The sequence below is a fragment of the Micromonospora sp. WMMC250 genome, from assembly GCF_027460215.1.
In the GTDB taxonomy this organism is placed as follows: domain Bacteria; phylum Actinomycetota; class Actinomycetes; order Mycobacteriales; family Micromonosporaceae; genus Micromonospora; species Micromonospora taraxaci.
This window is the reverse complement of sequence record NZ_JAPZBJ010000002.1, coordinates 2,546,466-2,565,862: the sequence shown is the minus strand read 5'-3', so window position 1 is coordinate 2,565,862 and position 19,397 is coordinate 2,546,466. Positions and strand designations below refer to the sequence as shown.

18 protein-coding genes are annotated in these 19,397 nt (G+C 72.7%); 17 read left to right on the top strand and 1 reads right to left on the bottom strand.

Annotated features, from left to right (window positions below; translation table 11 throughout):
• The first annotated feature begins 73 nt into the window (after window positions 1-73).
• From O3438_RS11110 to O3438_RS11050, 13 genes are all read left to right on the top strand, one after another.
• The gene (locus O3438_RS11110; protein WP_269679890.1) at window positions 74-1,777 is read left to right on the top strand and encodes a glycoside hydrolase; all 1,704 of its coding nucleotides are present in this window, start codon (window positions 74-76) and stop codon (window positions 1,775-1,777) included.
• A 182-nt stretch (window positions 1,778-1,959) separates the two neighbouring features.
• Window positions 1,960-3,936 (top strand): hypothetical protein, encoded by a 1,977-nt coding sequence (locus O3438_RS11105; protein WP_442929591.1) that lies wholly within the window; start codon window positions 1,960-1,962, stop codon window positions 3,934-3,936.
• A gap of 81 nt (window positions 3,937-4,017) precedes the next feature.
• Complete coding sequence (locus O3438_RS11100) at window positions 4,018-4,584, top strand: DapH/DapD/GlmU-related protein (protein ID WP_269679889.1); 567 nt, start codon at window positions 4,018-4,020, stop codon at window positions 4,582-4,584.
• Window positions 4,577-6,175, top strand: a complete 1,599-nt coding sequence (locus tag O3438_RS11095) for a lipopolysaccharide biosynthesis protein (protein ID WP_269679888.1) — start codon at window positions 4,577-4,579, stop codon at window positions 6,173-6,175. The genes O3438_RS11100 and O3438_RS11095 overlap by 8 nt, the downstream gene beginning before the upstream one ends.
• Window positions 6,176-6,177: 2 nt before the next feature.
• Entirely contained in the window at window positions 6,178-7,536 is a 1,359-nt protein-coding gene (locus O3438_RS11090) for an O-antigen ligase family protein (protein WP_269679887.1), read from the top strand.
• A complete protein-coding gene (locus tag O3438_RS11085) occupies window positions 7,533-9,125 on the top strand; it encodes a lipopolysaccharide biosynthesis protein (protein WP_269679886.1) in 1,593 nt (530 codons plus the stop codon). Before O3438_RS11090 ends, O3438_RS11085 begins: the two co-directional genes overlap by 4 nt.
• Before the next feature lie 8 nt (window positions 9,126-9,133).
• Window positions 9,134-10,036, top strand: coding sequence for a sulfotransferase domain-containing protein (locus tag O3438_RS11080; RefSeq protein WP_269683618.1), 903 nt, complete (start codon window positions 9,134-9,136; stop codon window positions 10,034-10,036).
• Complete coding sequence (locus O3438_RS11075) at window positions 10,033-11,295, top strand: hypothetical protein (RefSeq protein WP_269679885.1); 1,263 nt, start codon at window positions 10,033-10,035, stop codon at window positions 11,293-11,295. The genes O3438_RS11080 and O3438_RS11075 overlap by 4 nt, the downstream gene beginning before the upstream one ends.
• A gap of 214 nt (window positions 11,296-11,509) precedes the next feature.
• The gene (locus tag O3438_RS11070; RefSeq protein ID WP_088990327.1) at window positions 11,510-11,989 is read left to right on the top strand and encodes a UDP-N-acetylglucosamine--LPS N-acetylglucosamine transferase; all 480 of its coding nucleotides are present in this window, start codon (window positions 11,510-11,512) and stop codon (window positions 11,987-11,989) included.
• The gene (locus O3438_RS11065; RefSeq protein ID WP_269679884.1) at window positions 11,986-12,663 is read left to right on the top strand and encodes a glycosyltransferase; all 678 of its coding nucleotides are present in this window, start codon (window positions 11,986-11,988) and stop codon (window positions 12,661-12,663) included. Before O3438_RS11070 ends, O3438_RS11065 begins: the two co-directional genes overlap by 4 nt.
• On the top strand, window positions 12,660-13,583 hold the full coding sequence (locus O3438_RS11060; protein WP_269679883.1) for a glycosyltransferase family 2 protein: 924 nt from the start codon (window positions 12,660-12,662) through the stop codon (window positions 13,581-13,583). The genes O3438_RS11065 and O3438_RS11060 overlap by 4 nt, the downstream gene beginning before the upstream one ends.
• A gap of 98 nt (window positions 13,584-13,681) precedes the next feature.
• Window positions 13,682-14,860, top strand: a complete 1,179-nt coding sequence (aroC, locus tag O3438_RS11055) for a chorismate synthase (RefSeq protein ID WP_269679882.1) — start codon at window positions 13,682-13,684, stop codon at window positions 14,858-14,860.
• The gene (locus O3438_RS11050; RefSeq protein ID WP_269679881.1) at window positions 14,860-15,363 is read left to right on the top strand and encodes a shikimate kinase; all 504 of its coding nucleotides are present in this window, start codon (window positions 14,860-14,862) and stop codon (window positions 15,361-15,363) included. The genes aroC and O3438_RS11050 overlap by 1 nt, the downstream gene beginning before the upstream one ends.
• 48 nt (window positions 15,364-15,411) lie before the next feature.
• On the opposite strand, the gene O3438_RS11045 is transcribed toward O3438_RS11050, so the two are convergent.
• Window positions 15,412-16,140 (bottom strand): alpha/beta fold hydrolase, encoded by a 729-nt coding sequence (locus O3438_RS11045; RefSeq protein ID WP_269679880.1) that lies wholly within the window; start codon window positions 16,138-16,140, stop codon window positions 15,412-15,414.
• A gap of 79 nt (window positions 16,141-16,219) precedes the next feature.
• Between O3438_RS11045 and O3438_RS11040 the strand changes: the two genes are divergently transcribed.
• The 4 genes from O3438_RS11040 to efp all read left to right on the top strand — a co-directional run bounded on the left by O3438_RS11040 (window position 16,220) and on the right by efp (window position 19,374).
• On the top strand, window positions 16,220-17,218 hold the full coding sequence (locus O3438_RS11040) for a helix-turn-helix transcriptional regulator (RefSeq protein WP_269679879.1): 999 nt from the start codon (window positions 16,220-16,222) through the stop codon (window positions 17,216-17,218).
• Between the two features lie 10 nt (window positions 17,219-17,228).
• Window positions 17,229-18,308 carry a 3-dehydroquinate synthase gene (gene aroB / locus O3438_RS11035; RefSeq protein ID WP_269679878.1) on the top strand — a complete coding sequence of 360 codons (1,080 nt, stop codon included), beginning with the start codon at window positions 17,229-17,231 and terminating at the stop codon, window positions 18,306-18,308.
• Window positions 18,305-18,730 carry a type II 3-dehydroquinate dehydratase gene (gene aroQ, locus O3438_RS11030; protein WP_269679877.1) on the top strand — a complete coding sequence of 142 codons (426 nt, stop codon included), beginning with the start codon at window positions 18,305-18,307 and terminating at the stop codon, window positions 18,728-18,730. Before aroB ends, aroQ begins: the two co-directional genes overlap by 4 nt.
• Window positions 18,731-18,816: 86 nt before the next feature.
• Window positions 18,817-19,374, top strand: a complete 558-nt coding sequence (gene efp, locus O3438_RS11025) for an elongation factor P (protein ID WP_088990319.1) — start codon at window positions 18,817-18,819, stop codon at window positions 19,372-19,374.
• Window positions 19,375-19,397: the final 23 nt, after the last annotated feature.

Genomic DNA, 19,397 nt, shown 5'->3' with positions numbered 1-19,397 from the left:
CTGTCCTTCCGACGACCTGCCCTGGTCATCGATACGCTGCTCACCGTTACGGACGCAGACACAGGGAGTTTCCTTGACCAGGCACGGATTGCACCGCATCACCCGGCTCCGCTCCGGGCCCCGGCGCAAGGCGATCGCCATCGGCGTGGTCGGCGGATCGGTGGTGGCCGGCATCGTGGCGACCATGATGCCTCTGCTGGCCAACGACGATCTGTCGATCCGGGCGGTGGCGGACACCACCGCGACCGCGGTGTCGCAGGACGGCGACAACTCCGCGAAGACGACGTTGGCCACCTGCGCGACGCGCTGCGACGGGAACCCGCGCGGTGGTCGACAGGCGGTCGTCGAATTCGAGGTGACCACGGTGCCGGCCGCCGCGGTCAACGTCCGGGCGACGCTGCGGATGCACGCCTGGCAGAAATTCGCCGCGACCGTGACGGCGCACGCGTCGCCGCTGAGCGCCCGCGAGGCGCGGCCGATCCTGGGCGCGGCCGGTGACGCGCTGGACAGCGTGGACAGTGTGTCCAAGGGCTTCAACGAGTGGGATGTCTCCAAGCTGGTCACCGGCAACGGGGTCTGGACGGTCTCGCTGGTCCAGGCCGGGCTGGAGAGCCGGATCTACTGGGCGTCGGTCGAGAACCGCAGCCCGGACCTCCGCCCGAGCCTGGTGATCAGCTACGACCTCGGGTCCCGGCCGTCGGCGCCGTCGACCACCCGGCCCGCGCCGCCGCCCGCGCCGAGCGCCTCGCCGACCAGTGCCTCGCCGAAGCCCTCGCCCACGGTCTCCCCGACCCGCACGCCGAGCCCGAGCGCGAGCGGCGCCCTTCCGGGCAAGTGCGGGTCCGTGTCGGACAAGCTCGTCCCCTCCTGCGGCGCCTGGTGGGGCATGTACTCGCCCGCCGGTTCGGCCGGCGGCTGGGACCACGGCAAGGCCGTCACCGACGTGGAGGCGCAGGTCGGCCGCAAGTTCGACATCGTGCACCGCTACCACGACTTCTCCAACACCGGCAGCAACGGCGCCTTCCCCGACGTCTACGAGCAGCAGCAGATGCGCGAGGGCAGGCTGATGTTCTTCGCCTGGGAGTCCCGCAACTTCTCCACCGGCACCACCCTGAAGTGGTCCGATGTCTACAGCGGGCGGCAGGACGAGACCATCGACGCTGTCGCCGGCCGCATCCGCGCCGCCGGCGTGCCGATCTTCATGGGCTTCGACCACGAGCCCGAGGACGAGCCGAACAAGGGCAGTGACGCCGACTTCGTCCGCGCCTGGCGCTACGTGCACGAACGGTTCGCCAGGGCCGGCGCGAGCAACGCGGTCTGGGTCTGGACGATGATGGGCTGGTCCGGCCACTACTCGCGCTACGCCGGCTTGTACCCCGGTGACCAGTACGTCGACTGGGTGGCCTACGACCCGTACAACTTCCACGTCTGCAACGGCAGCACGGTGTGGAAGAGCCCGAGCACGACGGTGGGCGGTTTCTACCGCTGGCTTGACGACAACGGCATCGGCGCCGGCAAGCCGCGGATGCTCGCCGAGTTCGGCACGAACTTCGACGCCGCCGACTCGGGCGCCAAGCAGCGCTGGTTCCAGGAGTTCCCGGCCGCGCTGAAGGCGCACCCCAAGATCAAGGCAGCCATCTACTTCAACTCGGCCGGCATGACCAGCCGGACGTCGACCTGCGACATGACGATGAACCACAACGCCGCGGCGGTGGCCGGCTTCGCGAAGGCCGGGCAGGACCCGTACCTGCGGCAGCCCACCGGGGGGAGCCGCTGACCACCATGACGCGCTGACGGGACGCCGTTCGCCGGGGGTCGGTCACCCGACCCCCCGGCGTTCTGTCGGCTAGCGGATTCATGCACCGCCCAATCGGCGGATTTTGTTAACCAGGCTGGGCGAGGCACGCTACCTCGGGTTCTCATCCAATCTGGAGGCGCAGCGTGCCCAAACTCTCGCACTTGTGGCGTTTCGCAAAACGACGTCGTGCTCGGGCGGGGGTGGTCGCGTTGGCGATCGTCGCCGCGGTCCTGGGCGTCCCCACCACCTCGTCGGCTGCGGTCGTACCGGTCCCGGAGACGGCGACCCTGGTGTCGGCGAACCCCGCCGACGCGACTCCGCATGCCCGCGACGGTGAAACCCGTGCGTTCGCGCAGGTGGGCAACACGGTCTTCGTCGGTGGGAGCTTCACCCAGCTCCGGCAGACCGCAGCCTCCCCGTGGGTCACCCAGCGCTACCTCTTCGCGTACGACCGGACCACCGGGACGATGTCCACCACCTTCCTGCCGGTGCTCGACGGTGCGGTCAACACGCTCGTCGCCGGCCCCGGCGGCACGCTGATCGTCGGCGGCGCCTTCAAGAACGTCAACGGCGTCTCGCGGAAGAACCTGGTCGCGCTCGACCCGTCGACCGGCGCGATCATCGACAGCTGGGTCGGGCGCTCCGACGGCGGCACGATCCGCGACGTGACCCTGCACGGCAACTGGTTGTACGTGGCCGGGGCGTTCAACTGGCTCAACGGCACCGCGCACGTCGGTCTCGGCCGGCTCAACGCGACGACCGGCGCGATCGACCCGAGCTTCGTCATCGACGCGACCGTCGGGCGGCACGGCACCACGTCGTACGTCTGGACCATCGACGTCACGCCGGACGGCAACACGCTTGTCGTCGGCGGCAACTTCACCCTCGTCAACGGCCTGGCCCGCAACCAGATCGCCCTGGTGGACGTCTCCGCGACGCCCACGCTGATCGACTGGAGCAGCGAGAAGTTCGTCGCGCCGTGCGCGTCGCCGACGACCTTCGTGCACTACGTGCAGGACGTGAAGTTCGGCGGCGACGGCACGTGGTTCGTGGTCGGCACGAACGGCGGCGGCGGCTGGCCGTCCGCGTACTGCGACGCCCTGGTGCGCTTCGAGACCGCCGCGCGGGGCAGCGGCCAGATCGCCACCTGGGTCGACTTCACCGGCAACGACACCATCACCTCGGTCGAGGTCGCGGACAACGTGATCTACCTGGGTGGGCACTTCCGGTGGCTCAACAACCCGAACGCCAGCGACAACGCGGGCGCGGGCGCGATCGACCGGCTCGGCATCGCCGCCGTCACCCCCGCGACCGGCATGCCGGTCAACTGGAATCCGCGGCGCAGCGGCAGCGCCTCGATGCCGTCGGGCACCAGCAGCTGGGGCTCCTCGGTGCCGGTGCTCTGGCGTGGGTCGGACGGCCTCTACTTCGGGCACAACTCCGACGGCATGGGCGAGGAGTACCACGGCCGCCTCGGCATGTTCCCGCTCGCCGGCGGCCGTACCTTCACTCCGAAGAACCCGCCCGCCGCCACCACCGGCAACCTCTACCTGAACACCGCTCCGGGCACCCTCGCCAAGGTGCCGTTCGACGGTGCCGCGCTGGGCGCGCCGGTCACGGTCAGCCAGCCCGCGTACACGTCGGCCGGCGCGACCTGGCGGGTGGACGACCGGATCTACTGGTCGCACACGGTGGCCGGCACCCCGACCGGCAGCCGGATCGACGTGTCGCTGTTCAACGGCGGAGCGATCGGCTCTCCGTGGGAGGCGTCCGGCTACAACGACTGGTACAACCCGGCGTTGCTGACCGGCGCGTTCTACCTCGACGGCCGGCTCTACTACACCCGTACCGGGGCCAACAACCTCTACTACCGCTACTTCGAGATCGACGGCAACTACCTCGGTGCCACCGAGTTCACACTGCCGACGACGGGAGTGACCTGGTCCACGGTGCGTGGCATGGCGTGGGTGGGCGGCCAGATCGTCTACGGTGCCACTGACGGTGCCCTGCGGAGCGTGCCGTTCGACCCGACGGCCGCGCCGACGGCGGCGGTCAACGGTGCGGCGGCGACTGTCATCACCACGGCGACGCCCGAGTTGTCCTGGTCTACCCCATCGACATTCTTCTCCGTACAGTAACGGTCAACCGTTCGTAATCAAGCATCGGTAGATTGTTCACGTTGGGCCGGCGGCGGGTACCCCACCGCCGCCGGCCCCGCGATGTGGGGAGGGTCGTTGCTCGGCGCCGCAGGCATCCGTAAGAGACGCGCGGTGCGTCTGATCTTCGCGGTCAAACGCGGCTGGTACCGGCTCCGCTATCGCCGGTTGACGCTCGGGCGGGACGTGGAGATCCGTGGTCGGATCCGGCTGCGCCGCGGTGTGCGGGTGACCATCGGTGACCGCACCCGATTGAACAAGCTCGTCCGCTTCGCGGGCCCCGGCGAGGTACGCGTCGGGGCCGACTGCCTGCTCAACGCGACCTGGATCGGCACCTGGACGTCGGTGACGGTGGGCGACCGCTGCCTTCTGTCCGACTGCGAGCTGCTCGACAACGACTTCCACAACCTGCCGCCCGCCCAGCGGCACGAACCGCCCGGCCCGGCCACCCGCGCGCCGATCGTCCTGGAGGACAACGTGTGGGTCGGCGCGCACGCACTGGTGATGAAGGGCGTGCGGGTCGGTCGGGACAGCGTCGTGGGCGCGGCCACCGTGGTCCGCACGGACGTGCCACCCGGTGTCGTGGTCGTCGGCAATCCTCAACAGACGGTGAAGAAGTTCCATGACTGATGCGACGCCCGGCCCCTGGTCCACGGACAGCCCATCCTCCGCGACCCCGGGCACCGTGACACTGACCGACCTGCTGCGGGTGCCGCTGCACCGGTTACGGCTGGTGGCGGCGGTGGCGATGGTCGGTCTGCTCGCCGCGCTCGGCTACGTGCTGCTCGTGCCCGCGGCGATGAGCGCGAGCGCCGTGGTGGCGGTCCGGCCGGTGGTGACCGACGCGTTCACCCCCAGCGGCGCGGGTGCCGACCGTGCGGTCAACATGAACGTGGAGAGCGGCATCGCCACCGGCACCGAGGTGGTGCAGCGGCTCGCCAACTCCGCCGGCGGTGACCCGCGCGACATCCGCAACGCGCTGGAGGTCGAGGTGCCCACCGGCGGGCAGATCCTCCGCTTCACCTACCAGGCCGGTGACGCGCAGCGGGCGGTGCAGAGCGCCAACATGGCCGCCCAGGCCTACCTGGACGTGCGACGCACCATGTACGAGCAGCAGCGCGCCGAGATGCTGCGGTCCTACGACGCCAGCATCACCAAGGTCGTCGCCCAGCAGGCCGCGCTCCAGAAGCGGGCGGGCACCACCAAGGACACCGCCGCCGCCGACGCGCTGGTGGCCGAGCTGGCCGGAATCAACAACCAGCTCACCCAACTCAACGCCGCCCGCACCGAGATCGCCGCGGTCGACGTCAACCCCGGTTGGGTCACCCAGACCGCGGAGAAGGCGCTGGTCACCTCCGCCGGGCACCGACCGCTCTACCTGGTCGCCGGCCTGCTCGGTGGCGCGCTGATCGGCATCGTGCTCGCGTACGCCTGGGAGTCCACCGACCGGCGGGTTCGCTCGGTCGCGGACGGCCGCGACGCCACCGGGCTGCCGCTGCTCGGCACGGTGCGCCGGCCGCCGCTGCGCGGCAGCCCACGGGCGGTCGACGCCGACATCCGGTACGTGGCGATGGCGGTCGCCGAGCGAGTCCGCCAACCTGCCCGGGTGGCGTTGGTGACCGCCCGGGAGGACGCCACCGCGCTGACCGCCGGGCTCGCGGTGGCGCTCGCCGCCGACGGTCGGGAAGTCTTCGTCGCCGACGACAACGGGCGCGTCGAGCGGCTGCGCACCACTGTGCTCGCCGACCGGGGGCGGCTGCCCGTCGACCCGTCGCGACCGCTGGTGCCCAAGCCCCGTCCGGCCGGCAGCACCTCGACCGCCGCTGGTGGCACCGACGGCACGGCCACCCGCCGGCCCTCCCCGCACCCGCCCGGCGCCCGCCCGTCCACCGACCCGGACGCCACCCTGACGCTGCCCCGGGTGGCGTCGGCCCGCCCGGAGAACGGTCGGGTCACCGACCCGGACGAGGTGGCGGTGGGCGTGGGCAGCGTCCGGTTCGGCACCTGGCGGCAGGGCGCGGACCACGGCCTGGTGCTGTTCAACGCCCCACCGGCGGAATCCGACGAGCGCGGCGTCGCGGTCGCCCGGCAGGGCAGCGCGGTGGTGGTCGTGGAACGGGACCGCACCCGGCAGAGCGACCTGCGTCGCCTGGTGGAGCGGCTGCGTGCCGCGGGCGTCACACCGCTGGGCTTCGTGCTCACCCGCAACGGCCGGGCCTGAGCGTGTCGGTCACCCGCGCCCCGGCGACCGAGCCGCCGCCCGGAGGCGATCCGGCCGCCGTCGCGCCGTCGCCCCGGCCCGCCCCGCCCCGGCTGCCGCTCTGGCCACTGTCGCTGATGTTCGGCCTGGTGCCGCTCTGGTGGTTGCTCGGAGCGTTCTACCTCGGGTGGCCCCTGCTGGGCGCGTTGCTGCTGGCGTTGCTGCTCACCCGTGGGCGGGTGCCGCTGCCCCCGGCGGCGGGTATCTGGCTGCTCTTCCTCGCCATCGTGCTGGTCAGCGCCACCCAGCTCTCGTCGCCCGCGTCGCTGCTGACGTTCGCCCTGCGCCTGGCCTTCTACCTGACCGCTCTGGTGGTCGGCGTGTACGTCTACGCCGCCGCCCGGGAACGGGCCGGCCTGGTGGCGGTGCTCACCCCGCTCTGTGCCTTCTGGTTCGGGTTGGTGGCGCTGGGGTGGCTCGGGGTGCTGGTGCCCCGACTGGCGATGACCACCCCGATGGAGGTGCTGCTACCCGGCGGGGTGGCCGGCACCCCGTTCATCCAGGACATGGTGCACCTGACCACAGCCGAATACAGCGCCCGATCGCTGAACCCGATCTACCGGCCGGCCGCGCCGTTCGCCTACACCAACAACTACGGCAGCGCGTACGCCATGACCCTGCCCTGCGTGGTGGCGTACGCGATGCTGCGCCGGCAGGGAGTGCTGCGCTGGGCGTTGCTGGCGTCGCTGCCGCTGTCGCTCGCGCCGGCGTTCCTCACCCTCAACCGGGCGATGTTCCTCAGCCTCGGCGCCGGGTTGGCGGTGCTCGGGGTGCGGGCCAGCCTGCGCGGCAACGTCCGGGTCGCCGCGTCCATCGTCGGGGTCGTGGTGATCGGCGCGTTGGCGACGCTGTTCATCCCGATCACCGACCTGATCAGCCAGCGGGTCGACTCCAGTGACACCAACACCGACCGGCTCTCGCTCTACACCGAGGTGATCCGCCGCGTGCAGGAGTCGCCGTGGTTGGGCTACGGCGCGCCGGTGAACGTCGACACGGTGTCGGCGGCCGCTCCGATCGGCACCCAGGGTCAGCTGTGGATGGTGCTGTTCAGTCACGGCGTACCCGCGCTCGTCTGTTTCCTGGCCTGGTTCGTCGCCGCGGCGGTGATCTGCGCGCGGGCGACCTCGGCGGCCGGGCAGTGGTTGGCGGTGGTGCCGGTGGTCTGCCTGGTGCAGATCCCGTTCTACGGCATGGCGAACCAGAACCTCGCTGTCGCGTTCTTCGCGGTCGCCTTCGCGATGGCGCTCAGCGAACGGGAACGGCTGACCCGGATATCCGAGCCGCGACCACCGGCCCGGCTGGACGCGGCGGTGCCCGCGTGACCGCCGCCACCCGACCCCCGGCCGTCCCGGACGAGCCGGTCGCCGACGCGGGTTCGGCGGAGACCCGCCGCAGTGCGCGCAGCGGTGTCGCCGGGCTGCTCGGCGCGGCCACCAGCGGGCTGTTCGGGTTCGTGCTGGCCGTGGTCATCACCCGGGGGTACGGCACGACCGGCGCGGGCGCGTTCTTCGCCGCGATCGGGGTGGTCACGGTGGCCACCGCGGTCTGCACGCTCGGCGCGGAGACGGGTCTGATGTGGGCGTTGCCCCGCCGCACCGCCGGCGCGCGCGGGGACGCGGCCCGGATGCTCCCGGTGGCGCTGGTCCCGCCGTTGCTGGCCGGGTTCCTGGTCGCCGGTGCCGGCGTGCTGGTCGCCGACGCGCTCGCGCCCCGGCTGCTGCGCGGCTCGGGCGCGAGCGGCGACGCGCTGCTCACCGTCACGTTCGCGGCGGTGCCGGTGGTGGTCGCGATGACCCTGTTGCTCGCCGCGCTGCGCTGCGTACGGCCCATCCGGGCGTACGTCGGAGTGCAGTTCCTCCTGCTGCCGATCGCCCGCCCGGTGCTGGTCGGGGCCGCCGCGCTGGCCGGCGGTGGCCTGCTCGCCGGCATGACCGGCTGGTTGGTGCCGGCGGCGTTGGCGCTGCTGGTCTGCCTCACCCTGGTCGCCGGCCCGCTCGGGCTGGGCCGGGGCGCGGCGCTCGCGCCGACTCGGTCCGACTGGTCGACGTTCTGGCGCTTCGCGCTGCCCCGGGCCGCGTCGGCGGCCATCGACGCGGGCAGCATGTGGGTGGGTGTGCTGCTCACCTCGGTGCTGGCGGGGCCGGCGGACGCCGGCGTGTTCGGTGCGGTCGGCCGGTACGTGCTGGCCGGCCAACTGGCCATGCAGGGGCTGCGGGTGGCGGTGTCGCCGCAGCTGTCCCGGCTGCTCGGTCGCGGTGAACGGGCGGCGGCGGCGGCCGTGCACCGGCAGTTGACCAGCTGGGGGCTGGTGCTGTCCTGGCCGGTGTATCTGCTGCTCGCGGTGTTCGCGTCGGCCTTCCTGCACCTGTTCGGGCCGGAGTTCACCGCGGGGGTTCCGGCGATGACGGTGCTCGCGCTGGCGATGCTCGTGAACACCGGGGTGGGCAACGTGCAGAGCCTGCTGTTGATGGGCGGACGCAGCGGGCTGCACCTGGTGGCGACGGTGGCCGGGTTGACGGTGACCGTCTCGCTGGGCCTGTGGCTGATTCCCCGCTACGGGGCCACGGGCGCGGCGGTGGCCTGGGCCGCCGGCATCGCCACCGAGAACCTCACCGCGGCCGGTTTCGCCCGGTCGGTGGTCCGGGAGCCGCTGTTCGACGCCGCTATGGTGCGGGCCGCCGCGGCCACTGTCGCCGGTGTGGGGCTGGCCGCCGCCGTCGGTGTGGTGGCGGGCGGGCGTGGCCTGCCCGGCCTGGCGGTGGCGCTGACGGTGCTGCTGGCCGGCTGCGTCGGCATGTTGACGTTGCCCCGGGTGCGCGCCGGCATCCGGGGGACCATGAGGCAGATCCGTGGAGGGGGCCAGGCGGCTGCGGCCGCCGAGTCCACCCCGGCATCGACGAGAGGCAGGTGAGGTCCGTCGTGGCGTCCATCCGTGACCGGGTGAAGCAACTGGTGCCGACCCAGGTGACCACCCGGGTGAAGGAGTCGCTTGTCGACTACGGGGTACGCACCAGTGATCGCCGGCCGCTGCCGGATTTCCTGATCATCGGCACCAAGCGGGGTGGCACCACCTCCCTGTGGAACTACCTCATCCAGCACCCGTTGGTGCCCCGCCTGTTTCCCGCGTGGAACACCAAGTCGGCGCACTACTTCGAGGAGCACTGGGGTCGCGGCGAGGCGTGGTACCGCTCGCACTTCCCGACCGAGCGGCAGCGCGATGCCCTGGCCAAGCGGCACGGCGGGCCGGTTCGGGTCGGTGAGGCCGCCCCGTTGTACATGTTCCATCCGCTCGCCGCGCAGCGGGTCTCCGCGCTGATGCCGACGGTGAAGGTGATCGTGCTGCTGCGGGACCCGGTGGAGCGGGCGTACTCGCACTGGAAGGAACGTCGCACCCACGGCATCGAGCCGCTGGACTTCGCCGCCGCGCTGGCCGCCGAGCCGGAGCGTACGGCGGGGGAGCGGGAGCGGTTGATCGCCGAGCCGGAGTCGTTCAGCGAGGCGTTCGACTGGTACACGTACCGGGCCCGGGGGCGCTACCTGGAGCACCTGGAGCCGTGGTTGGAGCGCTTTGACCGGGATCAGATCCTCTTCCTGCCCAGCGAGGACCTCTACCGCGACTCCCGCGCGACCTACCGGCGCACCCTCGACTTCCTCGGGCTGCCGGCGTACGACCTGCCCAACTTCAAGGTCTACAACGACAGGCGTTCGGCGCCGTTGGAGCCGGCGGTGCGTGCCGAGTTGACCGACTACTACCGGCCGTACAACGACGCGTTGCGGGAGCGGCTCGGGCTGGACCTCGACTGGGCGGACCGGGCGGCGTGACGACGCGGGTGGGCCCGGACGCCGACCCGCGCTCCCGCGTGGACGGTCTGGGCTGGGTGAGCCGCGCGGTGTTCCCGGACGACCGGGTCAGCCTGACCGTGGGCGGTGCGCCGCCGGCCGGCCACCAGGAGGTGGCCCGGTACGCGGTGGTGCCGTCGGTGGCCCGGGCCCGGTTCCTGGTGCCGTTGGGCGCGCCACGGGCCGGGGCGGCGTCGCTGTTGGCGTACAACGCGCTGCGGCCGCCGAAGGTGCGCGCGGTGCGGGCGGTGCTGGGTGGGCTGGCCCGGTTCGGCGGAGTGGGGCTCGCGCCGTTTCCGACGCTGACGGTCTCGGTGCCCGCCGGGGTGTCGGCGGCGGAGGTGCTGCTGACCGAGCGGCTCGCCGCCGACCTGGGTGGCAGGCCGCTGTTGGCCGCGTGCGGGGTCCGGCCGCCCGACCCGAACGGCAAGCCGACCCTGCAACTCTTCACCGCCGACGGTTGTCCGCGCGGTTACGCGAAGATCGGCTGGAACGACGCGACCCGGGCCCTGGTCAGCGCGGAGGCGGCGGCTCTGCGGGCGCTGGGCGGTGTCGCCGACGTCGCGGACCACCCGACGCCGCCGAGGCTGCTCAGCGAGACGGCGTGGGCGGGCCAGGTGGTCGCGGTGATCGAGCCGTTGCCACCGGCGGTACGCGGGGTGCCGGTGGACGACCCGCCGCGGATCGCGGCGCTGCTCGCGGTCGCCCGGCGTGGCGGCCCGGCGGGTACGCCCCGCCCGTTGGCCGGGTCGACCTTCCTGGCCCGGTTGACCGGGTTGGCCGCTCGGGCCGCCGCTGTCGAACCGGCCGGTGCGCGGGCGGTCGCCGCGGTCTCCGCGCTGGCCCGCCGGCATGGCGACACCAGTGTGGAGTTCGGTCACTGGCATGGTGACTGGGTGCCGTGGAATCTGGGTTGGCACGCCGGCCGGTTGGTCGCCTGGGACTGGGAACACAGCGCCCCGGACGTGCCGGTCGGCTTCGACCTCGCGCACGACGCGTTCCAGCGGGCGTTGGTGCTGCGGGGGGAGTCGGCCGAGGCGGCGGCGGCGGCCGTCGACGGGCACCTGGGCCGACACGGCGAGCGGCTCGGCCTCGACGTCGCGCGGCGGCGGCTGGTCGCCGACGCGTACCTGGTGGAGATGTGGTTGCGCACCTGGCGGCTGGCCGACGCGGGAGCGGGCTGGAACGCCGCGCTGCATCCCGCACTCTTGGATGTCATCGAGAAACGACATAGCGGCTGATCCGGGGGAATCGCGGCGTCGGGGGTGCGTCGCAGAGTGACGACAAACTCGCAGGTGGTGATGACGATCGATGGACTTCGGGCGATCGGTGCGCCCGGAGGCCCGAAGTGGAGATCGACATCTCGTCCGGTCGCGCTATTCAAGGACCGGAGAACGTGTGATCTGCTTCTGCGTGGCGTGAACTGAAATTCCAAGCGAACTTGTGGGGAGTCGCGTGGACACGAAGAACGATGACGGTACGGCGCCGGTGCTGCTGCTGGTCGGATCCAGCGGCGGCCACCTGGCCCAACTACTCGCCCTGCGGCCCTGGTACGAACAGTGGCGGCGCTGCTGGGTCACCTTCGACACCCCGGAGGCGCTGTCCCTGCTCGACGGTGAGGACCTGGTGCCGGCGCACCACCCGACCACCCGCAACGTGCCGAACCTGCTGCGCAACGCGCTGCTGGCCTGGCGGGTGCTGCGGGCGCGGCGGGTCGCCGCGGTGGTCACCACCGGCGCCGGGGTGGCGGTCCCGTTCGTGGTGCTGGCCCGGTTGTGGCGCATCCCGACCGTCTACATCGAGGTGTACGACCGGATCGACACCCCGACCCTGACCGCCCGCCTCTGCCGCCCGTTCCTGTCCGCGATGCTCGTGCAGTGGGACGAGCAGCGCCGGCAGTACCCCGAGGCGACAGTCGTGGGGACACTGCTGTGACCGGCGAGACGGGCACCGCCCGGCGTCCGCAGTCGCAGCCGACGGTCGACGCGGCCCGCCTGCCGCGCCAGCGTGACAGCACGTCGACCTCCCTGGTTCGGGTGTTGGTCGCGGTCGGCACCGACAAGCACCCCTTCGACCGGCTCGTCGCCTGGCTGGCGCAGTGGCACGCGCAGGTCACCGACCCGGTCGGGTTGACCGTGCAGCACGGGCACACCGCAGTGCCGCCGCTGCCCGGCACGGTGCCGTTCCTCGGTCACGACGCGCTCCAGCAGGCGATGGCCGACGCCGACCTGGTGGTCTGCCACGGTGGGCCGGCGACCATCCTGGAGGCCCGCCGACACGGCCACCTGCCCATCGTGGTGCCCCGCAACCCGGCGCGTGGTGAGCACGTCGACGACCACCAGCTCCTGTTCGCCCGCCGTCTCGGCGCGGCCGGGCTGGTGGCGCTCTGCGAGACCCGGGAGGCGCTGCACGACGCGTTGAGCGCCGGGCTGGCCGACCCGACCCGTTTCGCGGTGGCCACCGACCCGGAGGCGCACGAGGCGCGACGGGCGGCGGTGGCCCGGGTCGGGCGGATCGTCGACGACCTGGTCGCCGGCTCGACCCCGCGCCGGTCCCGGTGGCGGGTCCGAACCCGCCCGCGTCCGGGCACGAAGGAGACCTCCCGATGACCCCGCAGCCGAGTGTCAGTGTCGTGGTGCCCACCCGGGACCGTCCCGAGCTGCTGCGGGCGGCGGTGCGCGCGATCCTGGGCCAGGACTACCCGGGCCAGGTCGAGGTCGTGGTCGTGTTCGACCAGTCCGCGCCGGACGAGTCGCTGACCGGGCTGGGAAGCGGCCCGGATCGGGTGGTGCGGGTGATCCGCAACGTCCGTACCCAGGGGTTGGCCGGTGCGCGCAACAGCGGCACCCTCGCGGCCCAGGGCGAGCTGGTCGCGTTCTGCGACGACGACGACGAGTGGTTGCCCGGCAAACTGGCTGCCCAGGTCGACGCCCTCGCCGCCGACCCGCGGGCCGAGTTCGTCTGCTGCGGCATCCGGGTCAGCTACGACGGCAGCACCGTCGACCGGGTGCTCGACAAGGAGCGGATCACCCTGGACGACCTGCTGCGCGACCGGATGACGGAGCTGCACCCGTCGACCTTCCTGATCCGCGCCACCGCGCTGCGCGACGGGTTCGGTCTGGTCGACGAGGAGATCCCGGGCAGCTACGCGGAGGACTACGAGTTCCTGCTCCGGGCAGCGCGCAGCGCGCCGTTGATCAACCTGCGGACGCCGTCGGTCTTGGTCCGCTGGCACAAGCGGTCGTACTTCGCGCAGCGCTGGGACACCATCTCCGAGGCACTGCAGTGGCTGCTGCGGCGCTACCCGGAGTTCGCCACCCAACCGGCCGGTGCGGCCCGCGTCGCCGGGCAGATCGCGTTCGCCCAGGCCGCCTCCGGTGACCGGAGGGGCGCGCTGCGCTGGGCGCGCCGCACCCTGCGGAGCAATCCCCGTGAACCGCGCGCCTACCTGGCTCTCGCCGTCGCCGGCCGGGTGGTCCGGGCCGACGCGGTAGTGCGCACCCTGCACAAGCGCGGCCGGGGGATCTGAGCTGCCGCCGCCCGGCCCGACCGGGCGGCGGCGTCCGCAGGGCGGGACGCGCCGGGCGGCACGGCGGGGCGGCGACCGGGCGTGACAGACTGAGCACCGTGTTGCGTTGGCTGACTGCAGGTGAATCGCACGGTCCCGCCCTCGTCGCGATGTTGGAGGGGGTGCCGGCCGGCATCGAGGTGACCACCTCCGTGATCGCCGACGAGCTGGCCCGCCGGCGGCTGGGCTATGGCCGCGGCGCCCGGATGTCGTTCGAGCGGGACGAGGTCGAGCTGCTCGGCGGCCTGCGGCACGGCGTGACGCTGGGCAGCCCGGTGGCCATCCGGGTCGGCAACTCCGAGTGGCCGAAGTGGCAGACCGTGATGGCGGCCGACCCGGTCGACCCCGACGAGCTGGCCCGGCAGGCCCGCAACGCCCCGCTGACCCGCCCCCGGCCGGGTCACGCGGACCTCGCCGGCATGCAGAAGTACGGCCACACCGACGCTCGGCCGATCCTGGAGCGTGCCAGCGCCCGGGAGACCGCCGCCCGGGTCGCCGTCGGCGCGGTCGCCAAGGCGCTGATCCGTCAGGCGCTCGGCGTCGAGATCGTCTCGCACGTCGTCGAGCTGGGCCCGGTGGCCGCGAAGCCCGGTCTGCGTCCGGTCCCGTCCGACGCCGCCCGCATCGACGCCGACCCGCTGCGCTGCCTCGATCCGGAGGCCAGCGCCCTGATGGTCGCCGAGGTCGACGCCGCGAAGAAGGCCGCCGACACCCTCGGCGGTGTGGTCGAGGTGTTGGCGTACGGGGTGCCGCCGGGGTTGGGCAGCCACGTGCAGTGGGACCGCAAGCTCGACGCCCGACTGGCCACCGCGCTGATGTCGATCCAGGCGATCAAGGGTGTGGAGATCGGCGACGGCTGGCAGCAGGCCCGGTCCCGTGGCTCGGAGGCGCACGACGAGATCATTCCGTCCGCCACCGGCGTCCGTCGGGTCACCGACCGGGCGGGTGGCCTGGAGGGTGGCATCACCACCGGCGAGCCGTTGCGGGTCCGCGCGGCCATGAAGCCGATCTCGTCGCTGAACCGGGCCCTCTCCACTGTGGACGTGACGACCGGTGAGCCGGCCACCGCGATCAACCAGCGTTCCGACGTCTGTGCGGTGCCGGCCGCGGCGGTCGTCGCCGAGGCGATGGTGGCGCTGGTGCTCGCCGAGGCGGCCACCGAGAAGTTCGGCGGCGACTCGATCGCCGAGATCCGCCGCAACCTGGCCGGTTACCTCGACGCGCTGGTCATCCGCTGATGGCGCCGGTCGTCGTGCTGGTCGGCGCGCCCGGCTGCGGCAAGACCACCGTCGGGCGGGCGCTGGCCGACACCCTCTCGGTGGAGTTCCGCGACACCGACATCGACATCGAGCAGATGGCCGGCAAGCCGATCCCGGAGATCTTCATCGACGAGGGTGAGGCTCACTTCCGTACCCTGGAGCGGGCCGCGGTGGCCGCGGCGCTGGCCGGCGGCACGGGCGTGCTCGCCCTCGGCGGCGGCGCGGTGTTGGCCGAGGAGACCCGGGCCGCGCTGGTCGGGCACCGGGTGGTGCACCTCTCGGTCGAGTTGCCGGACGCGGTGAAGCGGGTCGGGCTCGGCGCGGGCCGCCCGCTGCTGGCGATCAACCCGCGAGCGACCCTCAAGCACCTTCTGGACCAGCGTCGGCCGCTCTACGCCGAGGTGGCCACCGACACGGTGGCCACCGACGGCCGCACCCCGGCAGCGGTGGTCGCCGAGGTAGCCGCGCTGCTGCCCCGCTGACGCCCGCCCCCGCCTCAACCAGGGCGGGCTTGCTCGGGGTCGGCTTCCTCAGCCGCGGGTGATCAGGTCGAGGACGTCGGCCAGGGCCTTCGGCTCGCTGAGCATCGGCCAGTGCCCGGTGGGCAGCTCGTGTAGCTGACCGTCGGCCAGGCCGGTGAAGAACGGGTGTCCCTCGTCGATCATCTGCCGGACCACGGCGAGCGGGAAGGTGCTGGCGACCAGCGCGGTCGGCACCGGACGACCGCCGGTGCGGCGGACCGGGTCGGTGGCCGCGCGCAGCGGCTGGGGGGTGGCCCGGGCGCGCAGGAGAGCCAGCGTGGGTTCGTCCAGACCGGCCAGGTTGGTCGGGTCGGCGGTCGGATCCCAGGCCGGCGGCGGCAGCAGGTCACCGTCGCCGATCGCGGCCCGGAGCCGTTCCTGCTCCTCCGGCGGCACCGTGTCGAACTGCGCGGTGCCGTCCGGCAGTGGTCCGCTCTCCACGTAGACCACCCGGGCGATCCGGTCCGGGATGCGGTCGGCCGCCTGCGCGACCGGCATGCCGCCACCGGAGTGCCCGACCAGCAGCACGTCGCGCAGATCCTCGACCTCGATCAGCCGGACGATGTCGGCGGTGTGCGTCTCCAGGCCGACCTCCGGGCCGGCGAGGTGGTCCCGCTCGGCCAACCCGGTCAGGGTCATCGGGTACACCTCGTGCCCCTGCGCCCGCAACGTCTCGGTCACCTCCCGCCACGCCCAGGCACCCAGCCAGAACCCTGGAACCAGCACGAACGTCGCCATCTGTCGCTCCTTCTCTCGGTTACCGACAGACCGTACGATCGAATGCGGACAGAATCCGCCCGGTTTGGAGGAGTGGCCCGTGTCACATCCGGCTGGTCGGGTGCTGGCTCTCCTCGAGGTGTTGCAGACCCGGCACCGCGCCACCGCCGCCGAGTTGGCCGGCCGGCTCGGCGTCGACGAGCGGACCGTGCGCCGGTACGCGGCCACCCTGGTCGAGCTGGGCATCCCCGTCACCGCCGACCGGGGCCGCTACGGCGGCTACCGGCTGCGCTCCGGATACAAACTGCCGCCGCTCATGCTCACCGACGACGAGGCGGTGGCCGTGCTGCTCGGCCTGGTCGTCGCCGAACGGGTCGGGCTCGCCACCGAGCAGCCGGCCACCGCCACCGCCCTGGCGAAGATCCGCCGGGTGCTGCCGGCGGCGCTCGCCGACCGGCTCGCCGCCGTGCAGGAACACCTGGGCTTCACCCTGCGTCGACCGGAGCAGGAGCGCGGACCGGCGTCGGGCACCCTGCTCACGCTCGCCTCGGCGGCCCGACACCGGCAACGGGTGGCGCTGGACTACCGCTCCTGGCGCGGCGAGCGCTCGCACCGGGAACTCGACCCGTACGGGCTGGTCTTCCACGCCGGCCGTTGGTATGTCACCGGCCACGACCATCGGCGCGGGGAGGTCCGCACGTTCCGGCTGGACCGCATCGGCGCCGTCACGCCGGGTGAGGCCACGTTCACCGTGCCGGACGGCTTCGAGGCGGTCGCCTGGGTGACGCGGTCCCTCGCTGGTGTGCCGTACCAGCACGTTGTGGAGGTACTGCTGGAGACCGACCTGGTCGCCGCCCGTCGCCGCATCCCGCCCAGCGTGGCCGAGTTGACCGCCACCACCGACGGGGTGCTGCTGCGGGCTCGGGCGGAGAGCCTGCCCGGTATGGCCGCGCTGCTCTCCGGTCTGGGCTGCCCCTTCACCGTGCGGCAGCCGGAGGAGCTGCGCACCGCCGTGGCCGCGCACGCCCGTCGACTGGCGGAGTGGGCCGCCCGGCCAGCAGGTGGACAGACACCGTCGCCACGCCGCCCGCTGGACTAGGCTGCCGGCGATGGACGAGGTGACCCGGATTCCGGTCGGCGGCGAGCGGCCGTACGACGTGTTGGTGGGGCGTGACCTGCTGGGCGCGCTGCCCGGGCTGCTGCCCGGGGCGAGTCGGGCGGCGGTGCTGCACGCGCCCCCGCTCAAGGCCCTCGCGGACGCCGTCGGCGAGCGGCTGCGCGCCGCCGGCGTCGAGCCGCTGCCGATCGAGGTGCCCGACGCCGAGTCGGGCAAGCAGATCGACGTCGCCGCCGCCTGTTGGGACCGGCTCGGAGAGGCCGGGTTCACCCGTACCGACGCGGTGGTCGGGGTGGGCGGCGGTGCGGTGACCGACCTGGCCGGCTTCGTCGCGGCCTGCTGGTTGCGCGGCGTGCGCTGGGTTCCGGTGGCGACTTCACTGCTGGGCATGGTCGACGCCGCCGTCGGCGGCAAGACGGGCATCAACACTGCCGCCGGCAAGAACCTGGTGGGCTCGTTCCACCCGCCGGTCGGGGTGCTCGCCGACCTGGCGACCCTGGACAGCCTGCCCGTTGTCGACGTCGCGGCCGGGCTCGCCGAGGTGGTCAAGTGCGGCTTCATCGCCGACCCGGTGATCCTCGACCTGGTCGAGCGCGATCCGGCGGCGGCCACCGATGTGCGGGGGCCGGCGACGCGGGAGCTGATCGAGCGGGCGATCCGGGTCAAGGCCGACGTGGTCGCCGGTGACCTGCGCGAGTCGGGCGTGCGGGAGGTGCTCAACTACGGTCACACCCTCGCCCACGCGATCGAGCAGAACGAGGGCTACCGGTGGCGGCACGGCCACGCCGTCGCCGTCGGTCTGGTGTACGCCGCGGCGCTGGCCCGGCTCGCCGGCCGGCTGGACGCCCCGACCGCCGACCGGCACCGGGTCACCCTGACCGCGCTGGGTCTGCCGGTGAGCTACCCGGCCGACGCGTGGCCGCGGCTGCTGGCGACCATGCGGGTGGACAAGAAGGCCCGAGGCAACCGGCTGCGGTTCGTGGTGCTCGACGGGCTGGCCCGCCCGGCGATGTTGGAAGGCCCGGACGACGCCCTGCTGGAGGCCGCCTACCAGGAGGTCTCCAACCCGTGAAGGTCTACGTCCTGAACGGGCCGAACCTGGGCCGGCTGGGCACCCGCGAGCCCGAGGTGTACGGCGCGACCACCTACGCCGACCTGGTCGCGCTCTGCGAGGCCACGGGTCGGGAGCTGGGGCTGGACGTGACGGTCCGGCAGACCGACGCCGAGCACGAACTGCTCGGCTGGCTGCACACGGCCGCCGACGAGGGCGCCGCCGTGGTGCTCAACCCGGCCGCCTGGTCGCACTACTCGTACGCCGTGCGGGACGCCTGCGCCATGCTGCGGGGGCCGTTGGTGGAGGTGCACCTCTCCAACATCCACGCCCGCGAGGAGTTCCGGCACCATTCGGTGGTGTCAGCGGTGGCGACCGGGGTGATCTGCGGCCTCGGCATCGACGGATATCGTCTCGCCCTGCACCACCTGAGCACCCGCTGAGGGGCCGCCCCGAGCGGGGACCGGCCGATTAGACGCAGGCAGTAGACTCGCAGGGTCTGTCCGCCAATTGATGATCAAGGCAGGAAATGGCCTCCACCAACGACCTCAAAAACGGCCTGGTACTCAACCTGGACGGCGAGCTCTGGGCCGTCGTCGAGTTCCAGCACGTCAAGCCCGGTAAGGGTGGTGCCTTCGTGCGCACCACGCTGAAGAACGTGCTGTCCGGGAAGGTGGTCGACAAGACCTTCAACGCGGGCACCAAGGTCGAGACCGCGACCGTTGACAAGCGCACGATGCAATACCTGTACGCCGACGGCGAGGACTTCGTCTTCATGGATCTGGAGACCTTCGACCAGATCACCGTGCCCGGTGGCACCGTCGGCGAGGCAGCCAACTACCTGCTGCCCGAGGCGGAGGCGACCGTCGCCCAGCACGAGGGTGTGCCGCTCTACATCGAGCTGCCCACCAGCGTCGTGCTGGAGGTCACCTACACCGAGCCGGGTCTGCAGGGCGACCGTTCCACCGGTGGCAACAAGCCGGCGACCGTGGAGACCGGCGCCACCGTGCAGGTGCCGCTGTTCATCACCACCGGCGAGAAGATCAAGGTCGACACCCGCGACGGCCGTTACCTCGGCCGCGCCTGATGGCTGAGGGTTCCAAGCAGCAG

Bases quoted from the DNA above. Each gene is read 5' to 3' on its own strand.
- O3438_RS11100 (WP_269679889.1), top strand. From the start codon at position 4,018: ATGTGGGGAGGGTCGTTGCTCGGCGCCGCAGGCATCCGTAAGAGACGC.
- O3438_RS11095 (WP_269679888.1), top strand. From the start codon at position 4,577: ATGACTGATGCGACGCCCGGCCCCTGGTCCACGGACAGCCCATCCTCC.
- O3438_RS11060 (WP_269679883.1), top strand. From the start codon at position 12,660: ATGACCCCGCAGCCGAGTGTCAGTGTCGTGGTGCCCACCCGGGACCGT.
- O3438_RS11050 (WP_269679881.1), top strand. From the start codon at position 14,860: ATGGCGCCGGTCGTCGTGCTGGTCGGCGCGCCCGGCTGCGGCAAGACC.
- O3438_RS11045 (WP_269679880.1), bottom strand. From the start codon at position 16,140: ATGGCGACGTTCGTGCTGGTTCCAGGGTTCTGGCTGGGTGCCTGGGCG.
- aroB (WP_269679878.1), top strand. From the start codon at position 17,229: ATGGACGAGGTGACCCGGATTCCGGTCGGCGGCGAGCGGCCGTACGAC.
- efp (WP_088990319.1), top strand. From the start codon at position 18,817: ATGGCCTCCACCAACGACCTCAAAAACGGCCTGGTACTCAACCTGGAC.